At 44.8% G+C, this 15,818-nt stretch carries 13 protein-coding genes; 8 read left to right on the top strand and 5 right to left on the bottom strand.

The genetic code is table 11. The annotated features are described in order from the left end of the window. Positions 1 to 110: 110 nt before the first annotated feature. The 3 genes from LIZ66_RS15935 to LIZ66_RS15925 form a co-directional block, all read right to left on the bottom strand. Positions 111 to 1,100, bottom strand: coding sequence for a 2-hydroxyacid dehydrogenase (locus tag LIZ66_RS15935; protein ID WP_118578845.1), 990 nt, complete (start codon positions 1,098 to 1,100; stop codon positions 111 to 113). A gap of 445 nt (positions 1,101 to 1,545) precedes the next feature. Further along, positions 1,546 to 2,820: a 3-phosphoshikimate 1-carboxyvinyltransferase gene (gene aroA / locus LIZ66_RS15930; protein WP_227201047.1), complete on the bottom strand. Its 1,275-nt coding sequence runs from the start codon at positions 2,818 to 2,820 to the stop codon at positions 1,546 to 1,548. Positions 2,821 to 2,994: 174 nt separating this feature from the next. Continuing rightward, positions 2,995 to 4,104, bottom strand: coding sequence for a prephenate dehydrogenase (locus tag LIZ66_RS15925; protein ID WP_148461963.1), 1,110 nt, complete (start codon positions 4,102 to 4,104; stop codon positions 2,995 to 2,997). Positions 4,105 to 4,314: 210 nt separating this feature from the next. Between LIZ66_RS15925 and LIZ66_RS15920 the strand changes: the two genes are divergently transcribed. Both LIZ66_RS15920 and LIZ66_RS15915 read left to right on the top strand, forming a co-directional pair. Next, a complete protein-coding gene (locus LIZ66_RS15920) occupies positions 4,315 to 6,405 on the top strand; it encodes an elongation factor G (RefSeq protein WP_118578841.1) in 2,091 nt (696 codons plus the stop codon). A gap of 85 nt (positions 6,406 to 6,490) precedes the next feature. After that, positions 6,491 to 7,549 (top strand): hypothetical protein, encoded by a 1,059-nt coding sequence (locus LIZ66_RS15915; protein ID WP_195379477.1) that lies wholly within the window; start codon positions 6,491 to 6,493, stop codon positions 7,547 to 7,549. A 169-nt stretch (positions 7,550 to 7,718) separates the two neighbouring features. Here LIZ66_RS15915 and LIZ66_RS15910 read toward each other — a convergent pair whose 3' ends face one another. Beyond that, on the bottom strand, positions 7,719 to 9,275 hold the full coding sequence (locus LIZ66_RS15910; protein WP_227201046.1) for an ABC-F family ATP-binding cassette domain-containing protein: 1,557 nt from the start codon (positions 9,273 to 9,275) through the stop codon (positions 7,719 to 7,721). A 138-nt stretch (positions 9,276 to 9,413) separates the two neighbouring features. Continuing rightward, positions 9,414 to 11,162 (bottom strand): Rqc2 family fibronectin-binding protein, encoded by a 1,749-nt coding sequence (locus tag LIZ66_RS15905; protein WP_173717734.1) that lies wholly within the window; start codon positions 11,160 to 11,162, stop codon positions 9,414 to 9,416. A gap of 252 nt (positions 11,163 to 11,414) precedes the next feature. On the opposite strand from LIZ66_RS15905, the gene LIZ66_RS15900 reads away from it, so the two are divergent. The 6 genes from LIZ66_RS15900 to pgsA all read left to right on the top strand — a co-directional run bounded on the left by LIZ66_RS15900 (position 11,415) and on the right by pgsA (position 15,732). Next, a complete protein-coding gene (locus LIZ66_RS15900; RefSeq protein ID WP_148461967.1) occupies positions 11,415 to 12,293 on the top strand; it encodes a YicC/YloC family endoribonuclease in 879 nt (292 codons plus the stop codon). A gap of 211 nt (positions 12,294 to 12,504) precedes the next feature. Continuing rightward, positions 12,505 to 12,771 (top strand): extracellular matrix/biofilm biosynthesis regulator RemA family protein, encoded by a 267-nt coding sequence (locus tag LIZ66_RS15895; RefSeq protein WP_118578014.1) that lies wholly within the window; start codon positions 12,505 to 12,507, stop codon positions 12,769 to 12,771. Next, entirely contained in the window at positions 12,764 to 13,390 is a 627-nt protein-coding gene (gene gmk, locus LIZ66_RS15890) for a guanylate kinase (protein ID WP_173772474.1), read from the top strand. Before LIZ66_RS15895 ends, gmk begins: the two co-directional genes overlap by 8 nt. A 135-nt stretch (positions 13,391 to 13,525) precedes the next feature. Further along, complete coding sequence (gene rpoZ / locus LIZ66_RS15885) at positions 13,526 to 13,870, top strand: DNA-directed RNA polymerase subunit omega (protein ID WP_118578015.1); 345 nt, start codon at positions 13,526 to 13,528, stop codon at positions 13,868 to 13,870. Between the two features lies 1 nt (position 13,871). Further along, a complete protein-coding gene (gene rimO / locus LIZ66_RS15880) occupies positions 13,872 to 15,209 on the top strand; it encodes a 30S ribosomal protein S12 methylthiotransferase RimO (protein ID WP_118578016.1) in 1,338 nt (445 codons plus the stop codon). Beyond that, a complete protein-coding gene (gene pgsA / locus LIZ66_RS15875; RefSeq protein ID WP_195991046.1) occupies positions 15,193 to 15,732 on the top strand; it encodes a CDP-diacylglycerol--glycerol-3-phosphate 3-phosphatidyltransferase in 540 nt (179 codons plus the stop codon). The genes rimO and pgsA overlap by 17 nt, the downstream gene beginning before the upstream one ends. Positions 15,733 to 15,818 lie beyond the last annotated feature (86 nt).

Genomic DNA, 15,818 nt, shown 5'->3' with positions numbered 1-15,818 from the left:
ACCATTGTCCGAATGCGTCCGCCTTGAACAACTTTCAACACACTAAATAGCAAAACGGTGTTTCAATACCTATGCATTGAAACACCGTATTTTCTATAGTGATTTATGAATTATGAGAGAACCTCGTTCTTCAGCTCATCTCCATTGATATAAGCCTGCGCATTCTCCATAGTTGTCTCTGCAATATTGGTGAGTGCTTCTTCTGTAAAGAATCCCTGATGGGAGGTCATGGTTACGTTCGGGAAGGAGAGAAGCCTCTGGATCAAGGAAGTCTGCATGATGCTCTCAGACAGATCCTCGAATACGTAATCAGATTCCTCCTCATAAACATCCAGACCAACTGCGAAGAACTTGTGGTCGCGGATACCGGAAATCAGATCCTCCGTCTTGATAAGACCGCCACGGGAAGTGTTTACAAGGATAACTCCATCCTTCATCTGGGCAATTGTCTTTTCGTTGATAATATGTTTGGTTTCGTCAGTAAGCGGGCAGTGCAGGCTGATCAGATCACTGGTAGCCAGCAACTCATCAAGAGAAACGTATTCCAGGAAGTCAAGATTCTTGTTTGGGAAAAGATCATATGCAATGACCCGCATTCCAAATCCCTTGCAGATTCTTGCCATAGCCTGACCAATTTTACCAGTACCGATAATACCAGCTGTTTTCTTGTAAAGGTTCACGCCCATAAGACCGCTTAAAGTAAAGTTGTTCTCACGGCATTTGATGTAAGCCTTGTGAGTGTGACGGTTAGCTGTAAGCGCCAGCGCCATTGCGTGCTCTGCAACAGCCTCGGGAGAGTAACCTGGTACACGCAGAACTTTCATGCCATATTTGTGGGCTGTCTTAAGATCCACGTTATTGTAACCAGCGCAGCGCATAAGGATCAGTTTTACACCCTGCTGATGTAATTCTTCAATAACAGGAGCGCCAAGGTCTGCATTTACAAAAGCACAGATTGCTTCATAACCTTTTGCAAGAGAAGCGGTCTCCTCATGGATATTTGCTTCAATAAATTTAATCTTAATATCTGGAAATTCAGGTAAAAGTTTTTCAAAAAACTGCTCGTCATAATTTTTGGTTCCGTAAAATAAAATTTTCATTATTTCTGGCTCCTTTCTTGTGGCAGCCGCTCTTTTGTCTGGGCTGTTCACCTTCGCTTTGTTTGTTTTAGTGTTCCTCAACTTACAGTGGGATTATACGTTATTTTTTTGAAGAAAAAAAGAGGAAAACGGAAAGTTTTTTAACTTCGTCGAAATCGTTAAAAAAATATCAATATAGAAATGAGATTAAAACGAATTTTAAAATTGCACAGAAATTAATACATGGTAAAATGTGCAATATGTATATTTTAAAAGAAAATACAAGCATATAGTCTGGCAAAATATGACAGTTACACTAAACTAACATTGACTATTATTTAACATAAAATAATAGGAATGCACATCTAAAAAGGCAAAAAAACAGGAACCTAAATGGAAAAATGGTTATTGCTCACTCCGTTCACAGTAACGAAAAATGTTCTCATTTAAGTTCCTGCGGTTCAGATTATTCTCCTAACCGATACAGATCCTCATAAAATTCCGGATAAGAAATCTTCACACAATCTCCACCCTTAATAGAGAGCGGTCCATCACAGAGCAGTCCTGCAACAGCGAAAGACATAGCCACTCTGTGGTCCAGATAAGAATCAATCTCTGCGCCGTGAAGCGGCTTGCCTCCATGTATGATCATTCCGTCCTCTGTAGGTGTAATGTCCGCACCCATGCGGGAAAGATTCTCTGCCATAACCAGAATTCGGTCTGATTCTTTTACTTTAAGTTCTTTTGCATCCTTGATCACAGTAGTTCCCTCGGCGAAAGCAGCCATAACTGCAATCATCGGAATCTCGTCAATAAGAGTCGGAATGATTTCCCCGCCCACTGTTGTACCGTGAAGAGAACTGGTGCGAACAAGAAGATCAGCGGTAGGCTCTCCTTCCATATTTACATTTAAGAGCGTAATGTCAGCTCCCATATCCTTGCACACACGGAGCAGTCCGTCTCTTGTGGGATTGATTCCCACATTCTTCAGAAGAATCTCACTGCCTGGCACCAGAAGTCCGGCAGCGATGAAATAAGCAGCAGAAGAAATATCCCCAGGTACTGTAATTTCTCTGGCAAAAAGAGATGGTTCCGGAGCAATGGAAGCGGTAGTTCCCTCAGAAGTTACCTGAGCTCCAAAGTAGTTCAACATGATTTCTGTATGGTTCCTGGAAAGAACCGGTTCGGTGACACTGGTAATTCCGTCAGAATACATTCCGGCCAGAAGTACACAGGATTTTACCTGAGCAGAAGCAACTGGGGAATCATAGTGAATGGCCTTCAGAGGATGACCTATGATCCGAAGAGGAACACAGTTATTTCCCTTTATGCTTGCAATATCAGCGCCCATGGAAAGGAGAGGCGTCATGATCCGTTTCATGGGACGGCTCTGGATAGAGTCATCGCCGGTAAGCTCCGATACAAAATTTTGTCCTGCAAGAATACCGGAAATCAGGCGGGTAGTTGTGCCACTGTTTCCGACATCCAGAATATCAACAGGGGCAGATAATCCGTGGAGTCCTTTTCCATGAACCAGGATTTCTCCGCTGTTATTCTCAATATCAATGCCCATTTTGCGGAAACAGGAGATGGTGGAAAGGCAGTCAGCTCCTTCCAGAAAATGGGTGATCTTTGTGGTTCCTTTGGCAAGGGAACCGAACATGACGGCACGGTGGGAGATGGATTTGTCGCCTGGAACTGTAAGTTCTCCGTGGAGATTTGTAAGTTTTTTTATTTCCATAATAATCGTTCCTTAAATATAAAGTTTCATACAGCAAAAACAGGTATCGACTATATTGCTTATAAAGAATTAGACGAGTCAATATGGCGTTTACTTCATATTTGCTGTATTGATACAGAGTTTGTCTGAAAAAATAATTGTAATGTATCCAATAAACAACTGTCGGTGCGCAGGTTATCGCTCATAAACAATATAATTGCGCTTTTTCAAAAGTGCAATGGCCCGTTCCATAGCGTCTTCTTCATAAAATTCGATTTTCAGAACGCCCTGCTCGAATTCGCGGTTGTGGATGATGCCGATGTTTTTAATGCTGATCTTGTCCATGGCAAGGATGGTGGCAATGGTAGCGATTCCGCCGGCCTCATCTGCAATATCCAGATAAAGCACATAAGCCTTGCGGATAGGACCATTATCCACAACATCAATGGAATCACGGTAATCCCTGGAGCTTGCAAACATCTGATAAATAGCATCTGCCTCCTTACCATCTGTAGCACAGTTGTCTACAGAACAGCGGATCTGGATCAGCATGCGGATGTAGTCGTCCAGAACATTGGAAATGTTTTCATGATTTTCCATGCAGATCTGCTGCCACATAACAGGAGAAGAAGAGGCAATCCTTGTAATATCGCGGAAACCGCCTGCTGCGATGGTCTTCATGTATTCGGCATCGTTGTCCAGGGTTTTTACCAGATTTACAAGGGCGGAAGCAATAATATGGGGCAGATGGCTTACACCTGCTGTAATAAAATCATGTTCTTCAGCTGTAAGCACCATAGGGATAGCACCAAGAGAACTGATCAGCTCTGTAAAATCTGAAATATATTCCAGTCCCACTTCCCCGCCAGGGGTAAGAATATAGTATGCATTTTCCAGAATGCGCTCGTTGGAATGGTCAAAACCGGTTTTCTCAGAACCGGCCATAGGGTGACCGCCGATAAAGCAGTCTGTCATTCCCAGCTCATCCACTTTCTGATGGATGATTCCCTTTACACTTCCCACGTCTGTGATAATGCAGCCTGGCTGGCGGATCTCTTTCAGATATGCAAGGCACTCCAGGTTGATCTCTACCGGAGCACATAAAAATACATAATCACAGGATCCAAAGCGTGGATCCTTCATTTCCTCACAGACACCATCTATAATGCCGGTGCTGATGGCAGAGGCAAGTGCTTCCTTACTGCGGTTATAGGCCAGAATGTGGTAATCCGGATGGTACTTCCGGATGGCCTTGGCGATAGAGCCGCCAATCAGACCGAGACCGATAAAACCGATTGTCTTCATAATATAATGTCGTTTCCTTTCCTTCGTTAAAGTGAAAAATTATCTTATGATATTGTACGAGATTCCTCGCAAATTGTCAATTCCTACAGAAATGACAAAATAATCTAAACTTTTTTGAAAAAAGACCGTCAAAATCCCAGAAAATACTTGAAATTCTTCTGAATATTTAGTAAAATATGAACATATTAGACAAACAGGGAGGTATTACATATGGACGTTTTTAGAACTGACCGAATCAGAAATGTAGTGCTGTTAGGACACGGCGGTGCTGGAAAGACAACTCTGGCAGAAGCAATGGCATATCTTGCCGGCTTGACCAACCGTTTAGGCCGTGTAGAAGATGGCAATACAGTCAGTGATTATGATAAAGAAGAAATCAAACGACATTTCTCTATCACTACATCTCTGATTCCGGTCCCGTGGCAGAAGAACAAGGTAAACATTCTGGACACTCCCGGATATTTTGACTTCGTAGGAGAAGTTGAGGAAGCTGTCAGCGCTGCAGACGCAGCAATCATCGTAGTATCAGGTAAGGCAGGGGTACAGGTTGGTACCCAGAAGGCATGGAATCTCTGCGAGAAGTATAAACTTCCGCGAATGATTTTCGTTACCGATATGGACGTGGACGATGTAAGTTACCGTAAGGTAGTAGATCAGCTTACCGAGCTTTATGGCAAGAAGATTGCCCCGCTGCATTTCCCGATCCGTGAGGATGGCAAGTTCGTGGGATATGTTAACGTTGTGAAGCAGGCCGGAAGAAAATATATCGACAAGGGACAGAAGGAAGAGTGCGAGATTCCTTCTTATCTGGATGAGTACCTTGAGAAGTATCATGATATCCTGATGGAATCTGTAGCAGAGACCAGCGAGGAATTCATGGATCGTTATTTTGAGGGAGACGAGTTCTCCGTTACAGAAGTTTCCGCAGCACTTGCCGCCAATGTACAGGATGCAAGCATTGTTCCGGTATGCATGGGATCCCCGATCAATCTTCGCGGCGTATCCAACCTTCTGGACGACATCTGCGGATATTTCCCAAGCCCGGACAAACGTTCCTGCAACGGTATTTCCCAGAAGACCAACGAGATTTTTGAAGCAAATTACGATTTCGCCAAAGCAAAATCTGCATATGTATGGAAATCCATCGTGGATCCATTCCTTGGCAAGTATTCCCTGATCAAGGTTTGCTCCGGTGTTATCAAATCTGATGATACCCTTCTCAATGTTGAGAAAGGCACAGAAGAGCGTCTTAACAAATTATATGTTCTTCAGGGTTCCAAGCCTATCGAAGTTCCAGAGCTCCATGCAGGTGATATCGGTGCAATTGCCAAATTAGTCAGTGTTCAGACTGGTGACAGCCTTGCCACCAAGGCGAATCCGGTTCTTTATCCGAAAGCAATTCTTTCCACACCTTATACCTATAAGAGATTTAAGGCTGTGAACAAGGGCGATGAGGATAAGATTTCCCAGGCTCTTGCCAAGATCATGAGCGAAGACAGGACTGTTCGTGTTGAGAACGATGGTGCTAACCGTCAGAGTCTGATCTATGGTATGGGCGATCAGCATCTTGATGTTATTGTCAGCATGCTGAAAGAGCGTTATAAAGTTGATGTAGAGCTTTCCAAACCGAAGGTTCCATTCCGTGAGACCATCCGCAAGAATTCTGACGTAGAAGGCAAACATAAGAAACAGTCCGGCGGACATGGACAGTATGGACATGTTAAGATGCGTTTTGAGCCGTCTGGCGATATGGAGACTCCATACGTATTTGAGCAGGTTGTTGTTGGTGGTGCAGTTCCGAAGAACTACTTCCCGGCAGTCGAGAAGGGCCTTCAGGAATGTGTTCAGAAAGGACCTCTTGCAGCATATCCGGTAGTTGGTGTAAAGGCTACTCTTTATGATGGATCTTATCATCCGGTAGATTCCTCAGAGATGGCGTTTAAGATGGCTACCATCCTTGCATTCAAGAAAGGCTTCATGGATGCTTCTCCGGTACTGTTAGAGCCAATCGTTTCCATGAAGGTTACAGTTCCGGATAAATATACAGGTGACGTTATGGGCGATCTGAATAAGCGCCGCGGCCGTGTTCTTGGAATGAATCCGGATCATAACGGAAATACCATTATTGAAGCTGACGTTCCTCTTCTTGAGATTTATGGATATTCCACAGATCTTCGTTCCATGACTGGTGGAAGTGGTGACTTCTCCTACGAGTTTGCCCGCTATGAGCAGGCTCCTGGTGATATCCAGCAGAAAGAGATCGAAGCAAGGGCAAGTAAGGTTGACGCTGCTGATGAATAAGTAGTATAATGAGACGGAGAATTTCTTGAAGAAGTTCTCCGTCTTTTATGATGGAAGTTCATATGAGGAAAGAAGGAGGAATATTATGAACAGAAAAGGAATCAAAAAGATTATGCTGTTTTTACTTGCTTTTATGCTTGTATTTCCGGTTTATTCATTTGGAAAAGCAGAGGCGGTTCAGGCAGCAGCATTAAAAGCACCGAAGCTTTCCAAGGTGGTACGTGTAAACAAAAGTGTTAAAATTACCTGGAAAAAGAGTAAAGGCGCTTCCGGCTACTATGTTATGCGTAAGACAGAAAATAGTTCCTGGAAAAAAATCAAAACTGTGAAAGGCGGTTCCAAAACATCTTACACAGATAAAAAAGTGAAGAGTGGAACTACATACTACTACACAGTAAAAGCCTACAAAGGAAAGAAAGTAAGTTCCTATAACAAAAAAGGACTGAAAATCGTTTATAAGGTGCCAACCACAACGAAACCGGATACTGCCGGCGGAAATACCACGGCAACAGGTTCCACTGTTGCAAATACAGCTTCCGAATATACCATTGAAACGGATATGGTACTTTCTGGTTCCGGTTCCGGTTACCATGCGAAGCTGGTTGCCTGCACGGCGACCTCTGCAGTAAGCTTTGGTATCCAGTATGACAAGCATGCAAGAGCTCCCTATACAGGTAAGGCATGGTTCATGATCGAGAATGTAGCCCACAATGGTGCAGGCGGTCAGAACTATATCTGGGTTCAGGAAGCGGCCAGAGATAAGACTTACCATGTAATGCTGACTGTGAAAAAAGACGGAACCTGCAGCTGCTACATCAACGGCAAACTTGCCAAAACAGTTAAAAACAGCAGTCTTGCAAACACAACTGTCTATCTTCGCGTAGAGGGTTCTGCAAGATTAAACGGAGATTCTGTAAATGCCACATTCAGCAATATTGAATTGAAGGCTGACGGCAAATATTATGCAGATAAGATCTGGGGTACGCATGATTTCACAACCAATAAGGGAATCAAGGCAGATGCTTCCGGATATGCGGCTTCCAAGCGAGTAACGATCAAGGGAAAAGTAAAAGGACTGGCAAGTGGTCAGGACTGGGATAGTGCATACGAGCAGGTATCCGGAATCATTCAGTTTGTGAACTGATAGATTGAAATGTAACAGAATGCATAAATCCTTCATATATGGTGATGCCGCCGACAGGTGACACGTCTGTTTAGTAAAGGAAATAAAAACAGCATCCAGACAGAAGTATAAAAAATATATTCTGTCTGGATGCTGTTTTGCTTATAAAATAATAATCTTAGTATAGCATTTACAGGATCTTAGTTGTCCATTTACTGCAGTCCCACACCTGTGAAACCACATCCTGATAAAATTCCGGCTCATGGCAGATGAGAAGCACACTTCCGCGGTATTCCTTTAGTGCCTCCTTCAGAGCCTCTTTTGCATCCACATCCAGGTGGTTGGTAGGCTCGTCAAGAAGAAGGACATTTGTCTCTTTGTTTACCAGCTTGCAAAGGCGGACCTTGGCCTGCTCACCGCCGGAAAGCACACGGACCTGACTCTCAATATGCTTGGTGGTGAGACCGCATTTTGCAAGTGCGGAGCGGACTTCATACTGGGTATAAGATGGGAATTCTGCCCAGATCTCATCAATACAGGTAGTTTTGTTGTCACCTTTTACCTCCTGCTCAAAATATCCGATCTGCAGATTGTCCCCTAATTCCCTGGTTCCCTTCAATGATGGGATCAGACCAAGAATGCTTTTCAGAAGAGTTGTTTTTCCAATTCCGTTGACACCTACAAGCGCGATTTTCTGGCCTCTTTCCATGGAAAGGGTGAGAGGGCGGGAAAGGGGCTCGTTATATCCGATCACAAGATCCTTTGTCTCGAAGATGTATTTGCCAGGGGTGCGTCCCTGTTTGAAATGAAACTCCGGCTTTGGTTTCTCGGCAGCCAGTTCGATCACGTCCATTTTGTCCAGCTTTTTCTGGCGGGACATTGCCATATTTCTGGTGGAAACCCGGGCCTTGTTTCTGGCAACGAAATCCTTCAGTTCGCTGATTTCCTGCTGCTGGCGGCGATAAGCCGCCTCTAACTGAGCTTTTTTCACTTCATAGACTTCCAGAAAGTGGTCATAATCGCCTACATAACGGTTCAGCTCCTGATTTTCCATATGATAAACGATATTGATTACATCATTGAGAAACGGAATATCATGGGAAATAAGGATAAAAGCATTCTCATATTCCTGAAGATAGCGTTTCAGCCATGCAATGTGCTCTTCATCCAGATAGTTGGTGGGCTCATCCAGAAGAAGAATATCTGGTTTCTCCAGAAGCAGCTTGGCAAGGAGCACCTTGGTACGCTGTCCGCCGCTGAGATCTGTGACATCACGGTCAAGCCCAAGATCCAGAAGACCAAGTGCCCGGGCAACCTCTTCTACCTTGGAATCAATTACGTAGAAGTCGTGCATGGTCAGGGTATCCTGGATAGTTCCCAGTTCCTCCATAAGAACTTCCATTTCTTCCGGGGAGGCTTCACCAAGGGAATCACAGATGGTATTCATTCGTTCTTCCAGTTCAAAAAGCCAGGAAAAAGCAGATTTCAGCACGTCGCGGATGGTCATGCCAGGAGCGAGGACAGAATGCTGGTCCAGATAACCTACGCGGACATTTTTTGCCCACTGGATCCTGCCCTCATCCGGCATCAGTTTGTCAGTTACAATATTGAAGAAGGTGGATTTTCCCTCTCCGTTGGCGCCTACCAGGCCAATATGTTCTCCTTTTAAAAGACGGAAGGAAACATCATGGAAAATGGCTCTGTCACCAAAGCCGTGGGTAAGGTGTTCAACATTTAAAATACTCATAGATAACTCCTGTTCTTAAATCAGAGCGTGCTTGAAACAGGCTCCGGTATATATAGATAGCAGCTTGCGGTTTGCAGAGCAGCCGTTTTGCAAATTTAGGGCTGTATGCAAAATGCAAAGAGGGAAAAACGGTTACAATCAGGATAACTGCTGGATTCCTGCAATATCTGGTGAAGCCATCAGAGAATAGTTTGTATAATAAACTACAAATCCCGGTTTGGCTCCAGCCGGCTTTTTCACATTCTTTTTCTGGAGATAATCAATCTCTACCTTTGGTGCAGTGCGTCCCTTGGAATAAAAGGCTGCAAGATTTCCTGCTTCTTCAAAGGTGCGGTCCGGAAGTGTGCCGTCTTTTGTCTTTACCACAACATGGGAGCCCGGCATCTTTTTGGCATGGAACCACCAGTCATTTCCTGTGGCAAATTTAAAGGTCAGCTCATCATTCTGGTAGTTGTTTTTTCCTACATAAATATCGTAGCCATCACTGGAAACATAATGGAAGGGTTTGGATTTCACCTGCATTTTGGCACCTTTTTTGTTTCCGTAGTGGCGCTTCACATAGCCGTATTCCATAAGCTCTTCCTTGATCTGGGAAAGGTCGCTCTCCTCAGCGGCAATGTCCAGGGCATTGGAGATGGATTCCAGATGTTCGATCTCGCTGGTGGTATCTGCAATCTGAACCTCCAGAGCTTCCTGGGTACGCTTCAGCTTACCGTAACGATCGAAATACTTCTTGGAATTCTCCTGAGGAGTCAGGGTAGGATCAAGAGGAATGGTGATTTCTTCTCCATTATAATAGTTCACAGCCTTAAAGGATTTACAGCCTTCTTCCAGACCGTAGCCGTAGGTGTTGATCAATTCGCCGTAAACCTTGTATTTGTCCTTTTTTTCAGTATCTTTCATCTGCTTCTGCTGAAGGCTTAATTTTTTGCGGTTGCGGTCAAGGGCAGTCTGGACGATCTTTCGGAGGTCCGCAGATTTCTGACGGATACGGGTGATCACGTCGCGGGAGGCATAATAGGTTTCCAGCATCTCTGACACAGATTCAAAGGTCCGGGTGGTGAAGCCTTCTCCATATTGGGAAAAAGGAAGAACACCGTACTCAACCGGCTCGTCCCCTTTGAAAACAATAACCGGGGTAAATTCTTCCCTCCGGATCTGTTCCATTAAACGGGTGAATTCTGTATAAAGCTGCTCTCTGGTATTCTCATCTAATGTCTGGACATCATCATTTCCATCAATGGAAGCGCGATAGCAAAGCTCCTGAGCCATTACCGGGCTGAAACCGGTAAGCGTCTGATAGAGAGCTTTGGAGACAGCATTGGATCTGCCACATACTTTTTCCATGAAATCCTCTCTGGAAATGGTAAGAGGATCCAGCTTGTCCTGAGTGTGGGGGATGAAATAAGGACGTCCTGGCAGAACTTCACGTACAGAACTTACGTTGCAGGATACGTGCTTGATACTATCCAGGATCATATTATTATCATCACAGAAGATAATGTTGCTGTGCTTTCCCATCAGTTCCATAATGAGAACCTTATGGCATACATCACCAAGTTCGTTCAGGTGCTCCAGCTCAAATTCTACAACACGCTCCAGACCAGGCTGGCGTATCGCAGTGATCCTGGCGCTTCCGATGTGCTTGCGGAGAAGCATGCAAAAATTAGGAGCAGTCAAAGGGCTGATCCGGTTTTTGCCTGTAAAATAGATCAGAGGCAGGGAGGCGCTGGCGGAGAGAAGCAGACGCTTCTGACCATTTGCACCTTTTCCGGTGATCAGCAGTTCGTCACTTTCCGGCTGGGCAATTTTGTTAATGCGTCCCCCGGAGAGATTTTTATTTAATTCAGAAACCATTGCAGCAATGGTAATTCCGTCAAAAGCCATAAAAAACTCCTTTCTGTTGACAGGTTACCGGTCGCTCCGTGACCAGTAACCGTGACATGCAGACTTTATTATAACAGCAAAAAAAGGATTTGACTAGGGTTTTAGAATGAACTATAATAAATCTGTATGCGTAGGCAACTGTGAACGGTAACCTGCGTAGAGTTATTGCCTGAATATCAGAGACGATTCTGTTATGCGGAATGGTACTCTTTTCAGACAGTATTCGGAATAAAAATAAAGAAAGAGATTACTATGATAAAAAGTATGACCGGCTTTGGAAGGGCCGAGGTGATTACAAAAGAGCGGAAAATCACCGTTGAGTTAAAATCCGTCAATCACAGATATCTGGATCTGAGTATCAAAATGCCAAGGAAGCTGGTTTTCCTTGAGGGCGCGATCCGGAATCTTATGAAGACCTATATGCAGCGTGGTAAAGTGGATGTGTTTATCACATATGAGGACTACACCTTAAGCTGTGGCGCACTGAAGTATAATAAGGAGCTTGCAGGAGAATATCTTGCATATATCCGTCAGATGGCAGAGGAATTTGGCCTTGAGAACGATGTGAAGGCAGGAGCTCTTTCCCGTTATCCGGACGTGCTGACTATGGAGGAGCAGTCTGTAGATGAGGACGCATTATGGGCAGTTCTGGAAGCACCGCTTCGTGAGGCCTGCGAGAAATTTGCCCAGTCCCGTGCAAGAGAGGGAGAGAATCTGAAGAACGACCTGATCGCCAAGCTGGATGCTCTTGATGAGAAGGTAAGTCAGGTAGAAGCCCGCTCTCCGGAGGTTGTGGATTCTTACAGAGAGAAGCTGGAAGCCAAGGTTCATGAGCTTCTGGAGGATTCTCAGATCGAAGATTCCCGTATTGCAGCAGAAGTTGTCCTGTTCTCCGACAAGATCTGCAACGATGAGGAGACTGTTCGTCTCCACAGCCATATCCAGGGAATGAAGAAGATGCTGGAGGAGAAGGAAGGCATCGGACGCAAGCTTGATTTTATGGCACAGGAGATGAACCGTGAGGCAAATACCATTTTGTCGAAATCAAGTGATCTGATTATCTCCAATATAGCAATTGATCTGAAGACAGAGATTGAGAAGATCAGAGAACAGGTTCAGAATGTGGAGTAACCTAGTACATCGTTTTCGAAATAACTATACCACTCACTTGTCTGTGAATCCGATTGCACAGGTATAAAAGCCTCGGCGTAGCCCGCTACGCCTGCGTTTTTATACCTGCACACTCGAATCCACATCCTACGTGATTGGTATAGTTATTTACGAAGCGATGTACTAGAGAATCAAAGACGTAAGCTTTCCATATTGACAGAAGGGTGAAAACATGGCAAAATTAATCAATATCGGATTCGGCAATGTGGTGAATTCCCAGAAAATCGTAGCTGTGGTAAACCCGGATGCCGCTCCGGTGAAACGAATGGTTCAGAGTGTGAAGGGTTCCAATTCCCTTGTGGATGCCACTCAGGGAAGAAAGACCAAGTCTGTGATCGTTACCTCAGACCACATTCTGATATTATCTGCGATCCAGCCGGACACGATCGCTCGCAGATTTGCAGAAGTTATAGAAAATAAGGGAGAGGGCCATGAGTAGAGGAGTTTTGGCAGTTGTTTCCGGATTTTCCGGAGCAGGAAAAGGCACCATTATGAAAAGCCTGATGGCGAAGTACGACAATTACGCATTGTCTGTATCTGCCACCACCAGAAACCCCAGACCAGGGGAAGAAGACGGAAGAGAATACTTTTTCCGCACAAAAGAAGAATTTGAGGAAATGATCCGTCAGGATCAGCTGATCGAATATGCCCGGTACGTGGAGAATTACTACGGCACACCTAAGGCTTATGTGGAGGAGCAGTTGTCAGCAGGCCGGGATGTGATCCTGGAGATCGAGATTCAGGGAGCCCGCAAGATCAAGAAGAAATTCCCGGAAGCTGTGCTGGTATTTGTAACAGCGCCCTCCATGGAGGAACTGAAAGAGCGTCTTGTTGGAAGAGGCACTGAGACTGCGGAAGTGATCCACCAGCGTCTTGCAAGAGCTGCACAGGAGGCAGAAGGAGTTGACGAGTACGACTATCTGCTGGTGAATGACCAGCTGGAGGATGCTGTAGACAGGCTTCATAATATTATTCAGAGCGAACATTTCGCCATGAGGCGAAACCTTGGTTTTATCCATGAGATCCAGGCACAGGCAGCAAAGTTTGTGGAAGAATAATCCAAATAAAGAGCAGATGAAACTGCCATAAAATGAAATATCGATTTGCGACTTTATTCGCGAAAATACAGTTTGAAGCTGCGAATCTTTATAAAAATTATAACAATAATCACAATTTTTGAAAGGAGTATATATATGATCCATCCATCTTATTCTGAGTTAATCGAAGCAATCAATACCAACAATGAGGACGACGATGAGAGCATGGTGCTCAACAGCCGTTATTCCCTGATTCTTGCTACAAGCAAGCGTGCGCGTCAGCTGATCGGCGGTGCAAAGCCGTTGGCAGATAATGTTAAAGGCAAGAAACCTCTTTCTATCGCAATTGACGAGTTATATCACGGAAAGGTTAAGATCCTTCCAGGTAAACATGAGGAAGAGGATTTAGCAGAGATCGCAGGACATTCTGCAGAGGAGATTGCTGCTGAAGAACCTGCAGCTGCAGTTGATCCTGCTGAGTCTGAGGAGAGTGCAGAATAATATGAAATTACTGTTCATTTCCCTTGGATGTGATAAGAATCTGGTAGATTCTGAGGAAATGCTTGGAATGCTTGCTGCAGACGGACATGAGATCGTTGATGATGAGGACGAAGCAGAGGTCATTATTGTCAATACCTGCTGTTTTATCGGTGATGCCAAAGAAGAAAGTGTAAATACCATTCTTGAAATGGCAGAGAAGAAAAAGGCAGGTACCTGCAAGGTGCTGATCGTTACCGGCTGCATGGCACAGCGTTACAAGAAAGAAATTTCAGAGGAAATACCTGAAGTGGATGCTATTCTTGGTACAACCTCTTACGGCGATATCAGCAAGGCTGTAAAGGAAGCCCAGGCAGGCAGACACTTTGAAGAGTACAAGAGCATTGATTTTCTTCCGGATATTTCCGGTAAGCGTATGTTGACCACAGGTGGACATTTTGCATATCTGAAAATTGCAGAAGGCTGTGACAAGCATTGTACCTACTGTATTATCCCAAGACTCCGGGGCGGCTACAGAAGCGTGCCTATGGAGCAACTCGTAAAAGAAGCCCGGTCTCTTGCTGAAAAAGGGGTGAAAGAGCTGATTCTGGTTGCCCAGGAGACTACTGTATATGGTAAGGACATCTATGGAAAGAAATCTCTTCATGTCCTTTTAAAGGAGCTTTGCAAAATAAAGGGAATCCGCTGGATCCGTATTTTGTATTGTTACCCGGAAGAGATTTATGATGAGCTGATTCAGACTATGAAGGAAGAGAAGAAGATCTGTCATTATCTGGATCTTCCGATCCAGCATGCAAGTGACCGTGTGCTGAAACGCATGGGCCGCCGTACCACCAAGCAGGAGCTGGTGGATATTATTGGCAGGCTGCGCCGGGAGATCCCGGATATTTTCCTTCGTACAACCCTGATCAGTGGTTTTCCTGGAGAGACACAAGAAGACCACGAAGAACTGATGGAGTTTGTGGATGAGATCGAGTTTGACCGCCTTGGTGTTTTCCCATATTCTGCTGAGGAGGATACCCCGGCAGCCACTATGGAAGATCAGATTCCGGAGGAGGTCAAGGAAGCCAGACGCGATGAGATCATGGAACTTCAGCAGGAAATTTCTCTTGAAAAGGGTGAGAGCCGCGTTGGTCAGGTGCTGACTGTTATGATCGAGGGCAAAGTATCTGGAGAGAGTGCGTACATTGGACGTACTTACGGAGATGCGCCGAAGGTCGATGGATATATTTTTGTACAGACTGGCGAACTTCTCATGACAGGAGATTTTGCGAGAGTCCGGGTTACCGGAGCTCTGGAGTATGATTTGATAGGAGAGCTGGAAGATGAATACACCGAATAAACTGACTATTGCCAGAATGATCCTGGTACCGTTTTTTGTATTATTTATTCTGACTGGCTGGGGCGGAGATGCCAACCGCTATATCTGCCTTGCTATTTTTGTAGTGGCAAGTATTACGGACTGGTTTGACGGTCATCTTGCCCGCAAGAATAATCTGGTTACCAATTTTGGTAAATTCATGGATCCTCTTGCTGACAAGCTTCTTGTTTGTTCTGCACTGATCTGCATGATCGAGCTTGACCGCCTGCCGGCATGGTTCGTGATCATTATCATTGCAAGAGAATTTATTATCAGTGGCTTCAGACTGATTGCTGCCGAGAACGGCGTTGTCATCGCTGCAAACTACTGGGGCAAATTTAAAACTGCATCCCAGATGGTCATGATCATTCTTCTGATCCTGAACTTTGGGGGAGCTTTTGAAATACTGACACAGGTTTTTGTATGGGCATCACTTGCTCTGACGGTGATCTCTCTGATCACTTATATTGTGCAGAATAAGAATGTAATTTCCATGCAGGAATAAAATAGCTGCTGCCCGCGAAACGTTTTTGCGTGCAGAGAGTGAGAATATCTGAATGTAAATCAGCCAGCATCTTTGTGAGCAGAGAT

Origin of the sequence: Blautia faecis (genome assembly GCF_020554845.1) — a bacterium.
Lineage (GTDB): Bacteria > Bacillota > Clostridia > Lachnospirales > Lachnospiraceae > Blautia_A > Blautia_A faecis.
The sequence above is the reverse complement of the archived record's forward strand: the minus strand, read 5'-3'. Positions and strand labels throughout refer to the sequence as shown.

Bases quoted from the DNA above. Each gene is read 5' to 3' on its own strand.
- LIZ66_RS15935 (WP_118578845.1), bottom strand. From the start codon at position 1,100: ATGAAAATTTTATTTTACGGAACCAAAAATTATGACGAGCAGTTTTTT.
- LIZ66_RS15910 (WP_227201046.1), bottom strand. From the start codon at position 9,275: ATGAGTATTTTAAATGTTGAACACCTTACCCACGGCTTTGGTGACAGA.
- LIZ66_RS15905 (WP_173717734.1), bottom strand. From the start codon at position 11,162: ATGGCTTTTGACGGAATTACCATTGCTGCAATGGTTTCTGAATTAAAT.
- LIZ66_RS15895 (WP_118578014.1), top strand. From the start codon at position 12,505: ATGGCAAAATTAATCAATATCGGATTCGGCAATGTGGTGAATTCCCAG.
- aroA (WP_227201047.1), bottom strand. From the start codon at position 2,820: ATGGAAATAAAAAAACTTACAAATCTCCACGGAGAACTTACAGTTCCA.
- LIZ66_RS15920 (WP_118578841.1), top strand. From the start codon at position 4,315: ATGGACGTTTTTAGAACTGACCGAATCAGAAATGTAGTGCTGTTAGGA.
- LIZ66_RS15925 (WP_148461963.1), bottom strand. From the start codon at position 4,104: ATGAAGACAATCGGTTTTATCGGTCTCGGTCTGATTGGCGGCTCTATC.
- LIZ66_RS15900 (WP_148461967.1), top strand. From the start codon at position 11,415: ATGATAAAAAGTATGACCGGCTTTGGAAGGGCCGAGGTGATTACAAAA.
- gmk (WP_173772474.1), top strand. From the start codon at position 12,764: ATGAGTAGAGGAGTTTTGGCAGTTGTTTCCGGATTTTCCGGAGCAGGA.
- pgsA (WP_195991046.1), top strand. From the start codon at position 15,193: ATGAATACACCGAATAAACTGACTATTGCCAGAATGATCCTGGTACCG.
- rpoZ (WP_118578015.1), top strand. From the start codon at position 13,526: ATGATCCATCCATCTTATTCTGAGTTAATCGAAGCAATCAATACCAAC.
- LIZ66_RS15915 (WP_195379477.1), top strand. From the start codon at position 6,491: ATGAACAGAAAAGGAATCAAAAAGATTATGCTGTTTTTACTTGCTTTT.
- rimO (WP_118578016.1), top strand. From the start codon at position 13,872: ATGAAATTACTGTTCATTTCCCTTGGATGTGATAAGAATCTGGTAGAT.